The organism is Streptomyces sp. NPDC030995 (genome assembly GCF_055571215.1).
The window spans coordinates 33490-46140 of the sequence record NZ_JBVIFS010000009.1 but is presented as its reverse complement, the minus strand read 5'-3'; the positions used below and the strand labels follow the sequence as shown (position 1 = coordinate 46140).

The window sequence follows — 12651 nt, the reverse complement described above, 5'->3', positions numbered from 1 at the left end:
AACGGATGGTGGGGCGGCAGTCAGGCATCGAGCCTCGCGATGGGACAGGCGTCAGCTCAGATGCCCGCGCCCGCAGTGCCGCAGTTGGCACCGGACGATAGCAGGACACCGTAGGCGCACTTATCCCGACCCTACCCTTCACGACTTGGACCCCGGATTTTCGGGCTTGTCGCCCTTCACCGAGTCCGGTTCGACGTAAAGGATCTTGGCCTTCATATGAGCACGGGTCTGCGCACCGATCCACACGAGGGTGGTGGCGACGAGCGAGATCGCGAAGGCCCTGGGGTTGAACAGGGTGGTGTTCTTGAACGCGGCGAGAAAGACGAAGAGCAGCAGGATCTGGGTCGCATAGAGCATGAGCCCCATGGCCTGGAAAAGGTGCGGAAGTGATTTCGCCGTGCGTTGCAGAACGACGAATCCGATGCCCATGAACAGCATCACGACCAGCGTCGCGACGATGGCACCGACCGCACCCTTGCCGCCGACGACCAGCCCGCTGATCAAGGCGGCTACAGCGCCTGCGACAGCGGTGGGTACGGCAGCTTGAAGGAGGGATCGGACGTCATCTGACCGCATGGCGGTTTGCTCCGCGTGGTGGTGGGGGCACTGGACTCGTACGGGACGAGCGTAAGCCCGGTCCGAGAGAGAACCTCGGGCCAAGGGACCGTCGCACTACGGTCCTTCGGCTCTGTCGCCGGGTTTAGTGAACGGTATCACAAACTATTTGATGAGAGCTTTACCTGCCGGGTGTGCTGACTGTCACACATGAGAGGGACCCTGCGCGTGTGTGCAGGACAGGCGGCCGCCTTGCGTGGTAAAGGGGGTTCATGTCCGACATGCGACCCGGCGGTCAGCGAGTGGATTCAGCCTTACGCCGGTCGGGAAAGCGCGAACGGGGGCCCACGGCGGTCGCTCCGTTGACGCCGGAGACACCCACGGCGATCGGCCTGACGGGCTCCGGCTCCGCACCCGAGACGTCCTGCGCGGCCGCCTCGGCGGCTGCCTCGGCCGCCCGTGCGGCGTGCCGGTAACGCGGCGGAACCAGGCCCTCCGCCCACCGCGGGGTACGCGGTGTGAAGCGCGGCAGGAGCAGCAGGATCAGCCCCACCGCACTCAGCGCGGCGATCGCCAGGACGATCCACATCGAGCTGGAATGCACCGAATACGCGACCGCGCCGAAGGCGATCAGCCCCGACCAGAAGTACATGATCAGGACCGCGCGGCTGTGCGAATGCCCGAGTTCCAGCAGCCGGTGGTGCAGGTGCCCGCGGTCCGCCGCGAAGGGCGACTGGCCCTTCCACGTACGCCGCACGATGGCCAGGATCAGGTCCGCCACCGGGATCGCGATGATCGTCAGCGGCAGGATCAGGGGCATGAAGACCGGCAGCATCGCGTGGGTCGCGTTGCGCTCACCGCCCGCGAACAGGGCCATCGCGTCCGGGTCCACCTGGCCGGTCATCGAGATCGCGGCCGCGGCGAGCACCAGGCCGATGAGCATCGAGCCGGAGTCGCCCATGAAGATGCGCGCGGGATGCATGTTGTGCGGCAGGAAGCCGAGGCACATGCCCATCAGGATCGCGGCGAAGAGGGTGGCGGGCGCGGCCGCCTCGATGCCGTAGCCGAACCAGATCCGGTACGAGTAGAGGAAGAACGCCGCGGCGGCGATGCAGACCATGCCGGCGGCGAGGCCGTCGAGGCCGTCCACGAAGTTCACCGCGTTGATGGTGATCACGACGAGGGCGACGGTGAGCAGATTGCCCTGCCACTGGGTGAGCGAGACCGAGCCGATGAAGGGGACCGGGATCCACAGGATGGTCAGACCCTGCATGACCATCACGCCGGCGGAGATCATCTGCGCGCCGAGCTTGATCAGGGCGTCGATCTCGAACTTGTCGTCGAGCACGCCGACCAGCCAGATCAGGGCCGCTCCGGAGAGCAGCGCCCGCGGTTCGTTCGACAGCTCGAAGACGCCGTTGAGGTTCCGCAGGTGGTCGGCGACCAGCAGGCCGGCGCACAGACCGCCGAACATGGCGATGCCGCCCAGCCGTGGTGTGGGCTCTCGGTGCACGTCGCGGGCACGGATCTCCGGCATGGCCCCGGCCGCGATCGCGAACTTCCGCACGGGCCCGGTCAGCAGGTAGGTCACCGCGACCGTGACGCAAAGCGTCAGCAGATATTCACGCACGGGCTGCCCCAGATGTATCGCCGGCCATCTCAGCCCCACACATTAGCTGCGATGTCCCCTCCCCCGAGGACGCGAGGGGGCGGTATCCCGGTTGCGGTACACCCCTCTTGTCCCGCTTACTCCCCGTAAGGGGGAAATCCCAGCGTGAGCTCATTGACCTCCGTACGTGTCTTCGCGGCGTCCCCGTGCAGCGCGGCGGCGAACAGCGCGGCGATCCGGAGCATCTCCGCCTCCCCCATCCCCTGCGTGGTCACCGCGGCCGTCCCCAGCCGCACGCCCCGCTGGTCCCCGTACGGGAGGGCGCAGGTGTCGAGCACGATCCCGGCCGCGGCCAGCCGGCCGCGGGCGGTCGGGCCGTCCATGCCGAGCGCCGCGGGGTCGGCGGTGATCAGGTGCGTGTCGGTGCCGCCGGTGGTGATGGCGAACCCGCGCTCCTCCAGCGCGCCCGCCAGCACCCGGGCATTGGCGACGACCCGGTGGGCGTAGGTGGTGAAGGCCGGGCGGGCCGCCTCGCCGAACGCCACGGCCTTGGCGGCGATGGTGTGCATCTGGGCGCCGCCCTGGGTGAAGGGGAACACCGCCCGGTCGATGCGCTCGGCGAACTCGGCACCGCACAGGATCATCCCGCCGCGCGGCCCGCGCAGCACCTTGTGCGTGGTCGCGCAGACGATGTCGGCGTAGGGCACGGGGCTGGGCGCGGCCCCGCCGGCCACCAGCCCGATCGGATGGGCGGCGTCGGCGATCAGATAGGCCCCGACCTCGTCGGCGATCTCCCGGAAGGCGGAGTACTCGGGGTGGCGCGGGTAGGAGATCGACCCGCACACGATCGCCTTGGGCCGGTGCGCGCGGGCGAGGTCCTGGACCTGCCGGTAGTCGATGAGCCCCGTCTCGGCGTCGACCCCGTACCCGACGAAGTCGAACCAGCGGCCGGAGAAGTTGGCGGGCGAGCCGTGGGTGAGGTGCCCGCCGTACGGGAGCCCCATCGCCAGCACGGTGTCCCCGGGCCGCAGCAGCGCGGCGTACGCGGCGAGCACGGCGGAGGAACCCGAATGCGGCTGCACATTGGCGTGCTCGGCCCCGAACAGCGCCTTGGCCCGCTCCACGGCCACCCGCTCGGCCAGGTCGGCGTACTCGCACCCGCCGTGGTAGCGGGCCTCGGGGTACCCCTCGGCGTACTTGTTGGCGAGCGCGGACCCCAGCGCGGTGAGCACGGCGGCGGAGGTGAAGTTCTCGGCGGCGATCAGCTGCAACGTACTGGCCTGCCGCTGCCGCTCCCCGGCGAGTACGTCGGCCATCTGCGGGTCCTGCCTGCGCAGCAGGTCCGTGGGCTGGGTGATGACGCTCATGGCGCGACTCCAGGGGGGTACCGGGTACCAGCCACTGTAGGCCGACCACGCACATGGCGCCTCGCGGCAGGCCGTCTCCTGGGGCTCCACCCCAGACCCCGCTCCTCAAACGCCGGAGGGGCTGGATTTTGGCTGTGCTACGCCGACATTTTCAGCCTCGCCGGCGATTGAGGCGCGGGTCCGGGCAGAGCCCGATCTTTCAGCCTCGCCGGCGATTGAGGCGCGGGGTCCGGGGCAGAGCCCCGGCAGCGGCGCCAAAGGTCAACGTGAAGCAGTGACGCCCGTCAGGGCCGTCACCACAGGGTCCAGCGCCTGGTTGATCTCGTCGCCGATCGAGCGGAAGAAGGTGATCGGCGCCCCGTACGGGTCGTACACCTCGTCCGCGTCGGGCGACGGCGCCAGCAGCCACCCCCGCAGCGCCGCGGCCGCCCGCACCAGCGCCCGCGCCCGCTCCGCCATCCCGTCGTCCAGCGGCGGCAGCGTGGCCGGGTCTATGGCCCGCACCAGCCGGGTGAACTCCTTCAGCGTGAAGGTCCGCAGCCCCGCCGAGTGGCCCATCGAGATGACCTGGGCCCGGTGGTCGCGGGTGGCGGTCAGCACCAGGTCGGCGCGTATGACGTGCTCGTCCAGCAGCTCCCGCCCGGTGAATCCGGTCGCGTCGGCCCCGAAGTCCGCCAGCACGGCGGCCGCGTTCGCCTCCATGGGCGCGCCCTCGTGGCCCCACGTGCCCGCGCTCTCCACGATGAGGTCGCCGGTCACGAGACCGCCCAGCCGGTGGGACAGGGCGTGCCGCGTCAGCCGCTCGGTGATGGGCGAGCGGCACACGTTGCCGGTGCTGACGTGGAGTATGCGGAAGGAGTCTCCCCCAGCTACCGCTGGGTGGTGCCCCCTGGCTATGCCACGCCCCTCAGGGCTCACGGGGCGACCTCGAGGTCGGGTACGACCTCCCGCAGCTGTTCGGCGGTGAGCGCCCCCTCGCGCAGCAGGACGGGAACCTTCCCGGTGACGTCGACGATCGACGACGGCTGGATGCCGGGCGTCGGCCCGCCGTCCAGGTACACGGAGACGGAGTCCCCGAGCATCTCGCGTGCCGCGTCGCAGTCCTCGGGCGCCGGCTGCCCCGACAGGTTCGCCGAGGACACCGCCATCGGGCCGACCTCGGTCAGCAGCTCGATCGCGACGGGGTGCAGGGGCATGCGCACCGCCACGGTGCCGTGGGTGTCCCCCAGATCCCACGCCAGCGAGGGCTGGTGCTTGGCGACGAGCGTGAGCGCGCCCGGCCAGAAGGCGTCGACGAGCTCCCACGCCTGCTCGGAGAAGTCCGTGACGAGGCCGTGCAGGGTGTTCGGGGAGCCGATGAGCACCGGGGTCGGCATGCCGCGGCCCCGCCCCTTGGCGGCGAGCAGGTCGTGGACGGCCTCCGGGCTGAAGGCGTCCGCGCCGATCCCGTACAGGGTGTCGGTGGGCAGCACGACGAGCTCGCCGCGACGCACGGCGGATGCGGCTTCGCGCAGGCCCGTCTTACGGTCCGTCGCGTCGTTGCAGTCGTATCGCCGGGCCATCAGCGGGCCTCCTCGTGCAGCAGGGGGGTGGCGGGAATGGTCGCGCCGGTCACGGCAGTGCCTTGCGCGCGGTCGCGAAGCGGGGGCGGTTGTTGAGGTCCGGGTGGTCGGCCGCGTCGGCCCAGCCCCGCTCCTCGGCGAAGATCCACGGGACCTGGCCGCCCTGGGTGTCGGCGTGCTCGATGACGACGATGCCGCCGGGCCGCAGCAGCCGGTGGGCGGTGCGCTCGATGCCGCGGATGGTGTCGAGGCCGTCCTCGCCGGAGAAGAGCGCCATCTCCGGGTCGTGGTCCCTGGCCTCGGGGGCCACGTACTCCCACTCGGTGAGCGGGATGTACGGCGGGTTGGAGATGACCAGGTCGACCTGGCCGTCCAGCTCCGGCAGCGCGCTCAGGGCGTCGCCCTGGTGGACGGTGACCCGGGAGCCCTCGGCGTTCTTGCGGGTCCACCGCAGGGCGTCCTCGGACAGCTCGACCGCGTGCACGCGCGAGCGCGGCACCTCCTGCGCCATGGCCAGCGCGATGGCACCGGAACCGGTGCACAGGTCGACGATCATCGGCTCGACCACGTCCATCGCCCGGACGGCGTGTATGGCCCAGTCCACGACCGATTCGGTCTCGGGCCGGGGCACGAAGACCCCGGGCCCGACCTGGAGCTCCAGGTACCGGAAGAAGGCGCGGCCGGTGATGTGCTGGAGCGGCTCGCGCGCCTCGCGGCGGGCGACGGCCTCCCAGTAGCGGGCGTCGAAGTCCGCGTCCTTGACGTGGTGCAGTTCCCCCCGCTTGACGCCGTGCACGAAGGCCGCGAGCTCCTCCGCGTCGAAGCGCGGTGAGGGCACGCCGGCGGCGGCCAGCCGCTGGGTGGCCTGGGCCACCTCGGCAAGCAGCAAGTTCACGCTGGTCCTCCGGGCTGCTGTCGTACGGGGGGTGAAGCAGGGTTCAGATCAGTGCGCGGCCGCGAGCTTGGCCGCGGAGTCGGTGTCCACGCAGGCCTGGATGACCGAGTCGAGGTCGCCGTCGAGCACCTGGTCCAAGTTGTACGCCTTGAAGCCGGTGCGGTGGTCCGAGATCCGGTTTTCCGGGTAGTTGTACGTCCGGATCTTCTCGGAGCGGTCCACGGAGCGCACCTGGCTGCGGCGCACGTCGGAGGCCTCCTGCTCGGCTGCCTCCTGGGCGGCGGCCAGCAGGCGCGAGCGCAGGATGCGCATCGCCTGCTCCTTGTTCTGGAGCTGGCTCTTCTCGTTCTGGCAGGAGGCGACCACACCGGTGGGCAGGTGCGTGATGCGCACGGCCGAGTCGGTGGTGTTGACGGACTGGCCGCCGGGGCCGGACGAGCGGTACACGTCGATGCGGAGATCGTTCATGTTGATCTCGACCTCGACCTCCTCGGCCTCCGGGGTGACGAGCACGCCGGCGGCGGAGGTGTGGATGCGGCCCTGGGACTCGGTGGCCGGAACCCGCTGGACGCGGTGCACGCCGCCCTCGTACTTCAGGCGGGCCCACACGCCCTGGCCGGGCTCGGTGGCGCCGTTGCCGCCCTTGGTGCGGACGGAGACCTGGACGTCCTTGTAGCCGCCGAGCTCGGACTCGGTGGCGTCGATGATCTCGGTCTTCCAGCCCACGCGCTCGGCGTAGCGCAGGTACATGCGCAGCAGGTCGCCGGCGAACAGCGCCGACTCGTCGCCGCCCGCGCCCGCCTTGACCTCGAGGAGCACGTCCTTGTCGTCGCTGGGGTCGCGCGGGACCAGCAGCAGGCGGAGCTTCTCGGTGAGCTCCTCGCGCTGCTGGGTCAGCTCCTTGACCTCGGCGACGAAGTCCGGGTCGTCGGCCGCGAACTCCTTGGCCGTCTCGATGTCCTCGGCCGACTGCTTCCACGCACGGAAGGTCGCGATGATCGGGGTCAGCTCCGCGTAGCGCTTGTTCAGCTTGCGCGCGTTGGCCTGATCGGAGTGGACCGAAGGGTCGGCGAGCTTCTTCTCAAGATCGGCGTGTTCGCCGACCAATTCCTCGACCGCCTCGAACATCGGGGGCTCCTGTGGTGAAAGTACGAAAGGGGTGACTTGGCAGACCGACGACAAAGGCGCCGGTCCGGCCGCCCCCGAGTGGACAGGGGGCGACCGGAGACCGGCGCCTGGGTCGCGCTACTTCTTGGCCGCACCCTTGCCGAAGCGCGCCTCGAAGCGGGCCACGCGGCCACCGGTGTCGAGGATCTTCTGCTTGCCCGTGTAGAACGGGTGGCACTCGGAGCAGACCTCGGCTCGGATGGAGCCCTCGGTCAGGGTGCTACGGGTGGTGAACGACGCGCCACAGGTGCAGCTGACCTGGGTCTCGACGTACTCGGGGTGAACATCGCGCTTCAAGGTGTCTCCTAGATTCGGGAGGGCGCCGGGTCGCAGGAGCCGAATTGCGCACTGCGTGAACCGGGGCCGACAGACCAGTCTGCCAGGACCGGGCTGCCTGTCAAAATTCTGAGGACGCCTCCCTCAACGGAGAGGGGTCGCCATCTATTCCACACCCCCGCGCGATCCGTCCGCAAGCCGCCTGAACAGGGGCTCTCTACTGGACGATGCCGCCGACCGTGCCCTTGTCCCCCATGGAGTTCGCGGTGGCCTCGGCCGGGATCGGCCGGTCCGCCAGCAGGGCGTCCCAGACCAGCTTCGACTCCTTGGTCAGTGGGGCGACGCGGTCGGAATCACGTGCGTCCACGGTCACCGGCAGGGTGATCATGTGCATGTTCTGGGCGTCGATGCCCTGCAGGCCCTGAGCGAAGCCCATGAGGGACTTCACGTCGCCGAGCGCCTTGTCGGTGGTGAGCGCCTTGGTCCCGGAGTCGGCGAGGTCGACCAGGCGCTTGGGGTTGTCGAACACCCCGATGCTCTTGACCTGCTTGATCAGCGCCTTGATGAAGGCCTGCTGGAGCTGTATTCGGCCCAGGTCGCTGCCGTCGCCGACGCTCTTGCGGGTCCGGACGAGACCGAGGGCCTGTTCGCCGTTGAGGTGGTTCGGGCCGGCCGCGAGTTCGAGGTGGCTGGCACCGTCCTTGATCGGCTTGGTGGTGGTCACGTCGACGCCGCCGAGATTGTCGATGATCTTCTTGAAGCCCGTGAAGTCGACCTCGATGTAGTGGTCCATGCGGATCCCCGACATCTTCTCGACGGTCTTGACCGCGCAGGCCGCTCCGCCGATGGTGTACGCCTCGTTGAACTGCTTGCGCGGGCCGCCGGGGTCGGTCTTCCCCTTGCCGACGGCGCATTCGGGGCGGGCGGTCATGGTGTCGCGCGGTATCGATATGACGCTGGCCTGCTTGTGGCCCTCGTACAGGTGGACGATCATCGCGGTGTCGGAACGCGCGGAGCCGCCGTCGTCCCGGCCGTACTCGGAGTTCTCGCCGCCGCGGGAGTCGGAGCCGAGGACGAGGATGTCCATCGAGCCGTTGTCCACGTTCTGCGGGCGGTCGGTGCCCAGGGCCTGGTCGATGTCGACGGTCTTCAGATTGCCGTTGAGCTTGAAGTAGAAGTAGCCGAGGCCCCCGCCGCCCAGCAGGACCACACCCGCGGCGCACCAGGCGACGATGACGAGGGCCCTGCGGCCCTTCGCCGGTTTGCGTCGGCGCCGGCCCGCGGCACGGTGGCCGCCGCCCTTGCTGTCCTCGGTCATGCTCTCCTCAGTCCTGAGTCCGGTCCCCTGGTCCGTTCCGGCCCGCATCCACCTCACGGTTCCTCTGACACAGACGGCCTAACGTCCTCCAGGGTTCCACGGCGGCGGAACCCCCTGGCCGGCGCCGACGAGGTCACCAGCGGGACAAACGCTCCGTGATCCCGGATTCACCTGCGGTCTTGCCGCAGGCCGCGGGAGGGCGCGCCGAGGTTCGGCGGGGGCGGGGGTGTGGCGAAGCTCGCACGGGGCCCCGTACAGCCCCGCAGGGCCGTACGGAGCCCCGTACACGCGCACAGCCGCCCCCGACCGCGGGTGCGGCGGGGGCGGCTGTGGCGTCAGGCGTTCGGACTTCAGTCGTCGTTCTTGCCCGACGGGGTCGTCTTCGCGATCTGCATCAGGAACTCGGCGTTCGACTTCGTCTGCTTCATCTTGTCGAGCAGCAGCTCGATCGCCTGCTGCGAGTCGAGCGCGTGCAGCACCCGGCGCAGCTTCCAGGTGATGGAGAGCTCCTCGCTGTTGAGGAGGATCTCCTCCTTGCGGGTGCCCGACGCGTCGACGTCCACCGCGGGGAAGATGCGCTTGTCGGCGAGCTTCCGGTCGAGCTTGAGCTCCATGTTGCCGGTGCCCTTGAACTCCTCGAAGATCACCTCGTCCATGCGCGAGCCGGTCTCGACCAGCGCGGTGGCCAGGATGGTCAGCGAGCCGCCGTCCTCGATGTTGCGCGCGGCACCGAAGAAGCGCTTCGGCGGGTACAGCGCGGTCGAGTCGACACCACCGGACAGGATGCGGCCGGAGGCGGGCGCCGCGAGGTTGTACGCGCGGCCCAGACGGGTGATGGAGTCCAGCAGGACGACCACGTCGTGACCCAGCTCGACGAGACGCTTGGCGCGCTCGATGGCCAGCTCGGCGACGGTGGTGTGGTCCTCGGCCGGGCGGTCGAAGGTCGAGGAGATGACCTCGCCCTTGACCGACCGCTGCATGTCGGTGACCTCTTCCGGACGCTCGTCGACCAGGACGACCATCAGGTGGCACTCGGGGTTGTTGACGGTGATCGCGTTGGCGATCGACTGCATGATCATCGTCTTGCCGGCCTTCGGCGGCGAGACGATCAGACCACGCTGGCCCTTGCCGATCGGTGCGACCAGGTCGATGATCCGGCCGGTCAGCACGCCCGGGTCGGTCTCCAGGCGGAGCCGGTCCTGCGGGTAGAGCGGGGTCAGCTTCTGGAACTCCGGTCGGCCGCGGCCGGATTCGGGCGCCATGCCGTTCACCGAGTCCAGCCGCACAAGGGCGTTGAACTTCTCGCGGCGCTCGCCGTCCTTGGGCTGGCGCACGGCACCGGTGGTGTGGTCACCCTTGCGCAGGCCGGCCTTGCGGACCTGAGCGAGGGACACGTACACGTCGTTGGGGCCGGGCAGGTAGCCCGAGGTCCGGATGAACGCGTAGTTGTCGAGGATGTCGAGGATGCCCGCGACGGGGATCAGGACGTCGTCGTCGGCGACCTGCGGCTCGCTCGGCGCGAACTCGTCGCGGCCACGACGGCCACGGCGGTCGCGGTAGCGGCCGCGGCGGCCACGACGGCCTTCCTCGCCGTCGAAGTCGTCCTGGGGACCGTTGTCCTGACGGTCCTGACGGTCCTGACGGCCCTGCTGACCCTGGCCCTGGCCCTGGCCCCGGCCGCCCTGCTGCTGGCGGTCCTGACGGTCGGCGCGGTCCTGACGGCCGCCGCCCTGTCCGCCCTGGCCGCCCTGCGCGCCCTGGCCCTGACCCTGGGCGCCCTGGCCCTGGTCGTCGGCCTTGGCACCGCGGTCACGGCGGTCCCGCTGACGGTCACCGCGCTCGGCGCGGTCACCGCGGTCACGGCGGTCGCGACGGCCACGGCCTTCGCCGTCCTGGCCCTGCGCCTGGCCGGCGGACACGGCGGTGGCGGCTTCGGCCTTGACCTCGGCCGGCGCGGTGGCGGCGGTCACGGTCTCGGTCTTCTGCTCGACCTGCACGGCGACGGGGGCCGAGGCCTCCGGGCTGCCGGAGGGGGCCGTGGCCCGACGGCGGCGGCGCTCGCCGACCGGGGCGTCCTCGCTGGCCGGCTGGCCCGGGATCTCGATCTGCGCCTGCGCGGCAGGCTTCTCGGCGGGCGCCTCGGCGGCGGCCTCACCCGTACGGGCCTTGCTGGTGGCGCGGCGCTTCGGCTTGGCCTCGGCGGTGTCGGCGGAGGCCGCGGCCTTGGGGGCACCGCTGCCGGCCTGCGCCTCCTTGATGACCTCGATCAGCTGGCTCTTGCGCATCCGCGCGGTGCCCCTGATCCCGAGGCCCGACGCGACCTGCTGCAGCTCGGCCAGGACCATGCCGTCAAGGCCGGTGCCGGTGCGTCGACGCTTGGGTGCGGCGCCCGCGGCGGGGGCACTGGTGTCGACAGAGGTGTCGGCAGCGCCCATCAGATCGGTGGTGTCGCTCACGAAGGGTCCTTCCCTGGAGCGGACGTCGGCCTGTCTGGCTCGGCGACCGGTTGTGCTGTCCGACAACAGTCCTAGGTGTGGACCGTGCCGGGGCGGTGGTCCGCCGATAGAGATACGGCGGAGAGAAACGTGCGTGGGTGGTTCCGGCGAGAAGCCCCCGAGCTGAAAGCGTGGGAATGTCACGCCGATTCCGGAGCGTGCTCGAAACTGCTGGAAGTGATCAAAGCAGTCGGGGAGGCTCCCGGAAGAAATGTGGTCCCGGAGGGGGACACTGAGCACGGAGCCATGGCGGCTGCCGATGCGCACTTGAGACTAACACTACCGGATCCAATAGATATTCCCCCTCTCAATCACCGGCAATCGCGCTGTTCAGCGCGGGCGGCCTGCCCTGGCCGCCCGCCCCTGGCCGGCTGCGCTTCCGGAGGGCGTGCCCTCCGGAAGCCCCGTCTTCGTGTTCTCGCGAACAGGAAGCCCTGTCTCCCTGGTGAAAGACCTAGCCGCCCTGAGTGCCCAGCGGAAGTACGCTCGCGCCCGCGGCGTCGAGTGCGAGCCGGTTGGCCGCCCACCCCTCGCCCGCGAGCTGCGCGACCTTGTCGGCCGCACCGTTGTCGACCAGCGCGAGGACCGTGGGGCCCGCGCCGGAGATGACCGCGGGGATGCCGTCCGCCCGCAGCCGGTTGACGAGTGCCACGCTCTCGGGCATCGCCGGGGACCGGTACTCCTGGTGGAGCCGGTCTTCGGTGGCCGGCAGCAGGAGCTCGGGACGCCTGGTCAGGGCCTCCACGAGCAGGCCCGCGCGGCCCGCGTTGACAGCCGCGTCCACGTGCGGGACGGTGCGCGGCAGCAGGCCGCGCGCGGTCTCCGTCAGGACCGGCTTGGACGGTACGAAGACCACCGGAACGATGGATTCGGCGGGCTCCATCCGGATGGCCTTGGCACTGCCCCCGTCCATCCACGCCAGGGTGAAACCGCCGAGCAGACAGGCGGCGACGTTGTCGGGGTGGCCCTCGATCTCGGTGGCGAGCTCCAGCAGCGCCGCGTCGTCGAGCTTGGCCTCGCCGCCTATGGTCACGGCGCGGGCGGCGACGATGCCCGCGCAGATGGCGGCGGAGGAGGAGCCGAGGCCGCGGCCGTGCGGGATGCGGTTGGCGCAGACGACCTCGAGGCCGCGCGGCTGTCCGCCCAGCAGGTCGAAGGCGGTGCGCATGGAGCGTACGAGCAGGTGGCTCTCGTCCCGCGGGAGGGTGTCGGCGCCCTCGCCCGCGATGTCGATGTTCAGGCCGGAGTCGGCCACCCGGACGACTACGTCGTCATAGAGCCCCAGGGCCAGGCCGAGGGCGTCGAAGCCCGGGCCGAGGTTGGCACTGCTGGCGGGGACGCGCACCCGTACGGCGGCGGCGCGGAACGCTGGACCGGCCATCGTCCGATGACACTCCTTGTGACTGT

At 70.4% G+C, this 12651-nt stretch carries 11 protein-coding genes; all 11 read right to left on the bottom strand.

The window, feature by feature from the left end:
- Nucleotides 1-138: 138 nt before the first annotated feature.
- The gene (locus tag ACZ45T_RS16260) at nt 139-576 is read right to left on the bottom strand and encodes a hypothetical protein (protein WP_468441658.1); all 438 of its coding nucleotides are present in this window, start codon (nt 574-576) and stop codon (nt 139-141) included.
- Nucleotides 577-850: 274 nt separating this feature from the next.
- On the bottom strand, nt 851-2197 hold the full coding sequence (locus tag ACZ45T_RS16255) for an MraY family glycosyltransferase (protein WP_468441975.1): 1347 nt from the start codon (nt 2195-2197) through the stop codon (nt 851-853).
- 104 nt (nt 2198-2301) lie between these two features.
- On the bottom strand, nt 2302-3531 hold the full coding sequence (locus tag ACZ45T_RS16250; protein WP_468441656.1) for a serine hydroxymethyltransferase: 1230 nt from the start codon (nt 3529-3531) through the stop codon (nt 2302-2304).
- A gap of 261 nt (nt 3532-3792) precedes the next feature.
- Nucleotides 3793-4449 (bottom strand): arsenate reductase/protein-tyrosine-phosphatase family protein, encoded by a 657-nt coding sequence (locus ACZ45T_RS16245; protein ID WP_468441654.1) that lies wholly within the window; start codon nt 4447-4449, stop codon nt 3793-3795.
- Nucleotides 4446-5093, bottom strand: a complete 648-nt coding sequence (locus ACZ45T_RS16240; protein ID WP_468441652.1) for an L-threonylcarbamoyladenylate synthase — start codon at nt 5091-5093, stop codon at nt 4446-4448. Before ACZ45T_RS16240 ends, ACZ45T_RS16245 begins: the two co-directional genes overlap by 4 nt.
- A 49-nt stretch (nt 5094-5142) precedes the next feature.
- Nucleotides 5143-5988, bottom strand: a complete 846-nt coding sequence (prmC, locus tag ACZ45T_RS16235; protein WP_030295285.1) for a peptide chain release factor N(5)-glutamine methyltransferase — start codon at nt 5986-5988, stop codon at nt 5143-5145.
- Between the two features lie 48 nt (nt 5989-6036).
- A complete protein-coding gene (gene prfA / locus ACZ45T_RS16230; RefSeq protein WP_468441649.1) occupies nt 6037-7116 on the bottom strand; it encodes a peptide chain release factor 1 in 1080 nt (359 codons plus the stop codon).
- Nucleotides 7117-7233: 117 nt separating this feature from the next.
- Nucleotides 7234-7452, bottom strand: coding sequence for a 50S ribosomal protein L31 (gene rpmE / locus ACZ45T_RS16225; protein ID WP_030708126.1), 219 nt, complete (start codon nt 7450-7452; stop codon nt 7234-7236).
- Between the two features lie 196 nt (nt 7453-7648).
- Nucleotides 7649-8749 carry an LCP family protein gene (locus tag ACZ45T_RS16220; protein ID WP_468441647.1) on the bottom strand — a complete coding sequence of 367 codons (1101 nt, stop codon included), beginning with the start codon at nt 8747-8749 and terminating at the stop codon, nt 7649-7651.
- Between the two features lie 350 nt (nt 8750-9099).
- A complete protein-coding gene (rho, locus tag ACZ45T_RS16215; RefSeq protein ID WP_468441645.1) occupies nt 9100-11205 on the bottom strand; it encodes a transcription termination factor Rho in 2106 nt (701 codons plus the stop codon).
- Nucleotides 11206-11698: 493 nt separating this feature from the next.
- Nucleotides 11699-12625, bottom strand: a complete 927-nt coding sequence (gene thrB, locus ACZ45T_RS16210; protein ID WP_030008669.1) for a homoserine kinase — start codon at nt 12623-12625, stop codon at nt 11699-11701.
- Nucleotides 12626-12651 lie beyond the last annotated feature (26 nt).

What these genes read in the sequence shown, in the direction of transcription:
- ACZ45T_RS16220 (WP_468441647.1), bottom strand. Translation starts at nt 8,749, where the DNA reads ATGACCGAGGACAGCAAGGGCGGCGGCCACCGTGCCGCGGGCCGGCGC.
- ACZ45T_RS16260 (WP_468441658.1), bottom strand. Translation starts at nt 576, where the DNA reads ATGCGGTCAGATGACGTCCGATCCCTCCTTCAAGCTGCCGTACCCACC.
- ACZ45T_RS16250 (WP_468441656.1), bottom strand. Translation starts at nt 3,531, where the DNA reads ATGAGCGTCATCACCCAGCCCACGGACCTGCTGCGCAGGCAGGACCCG.
- thrB (WP_030008669.1), bottom strand. Translation starts at nt 12,625, where the DNA reads ATGGCCGGTCCAGCGTTCCGCGCCGCCGCCGTACGGGTGCGCGTCCCC.
- prfA (WP_468441649.1), bottom strand. Translation starts at nt 7,116, where the DNA reads ATGTTCGAGGCGGTCGAGGAATTGGTCGGCGAACACGCCGATCTTGAG.
- ACZ45T_RS16240 (WP_468441652.1), bottom strand. Translation starts at nt 5,093, where the DNA reads ATGGCCCGGCGATACGACTGCAACGACGCGACGGACCGTAAGACGGGC.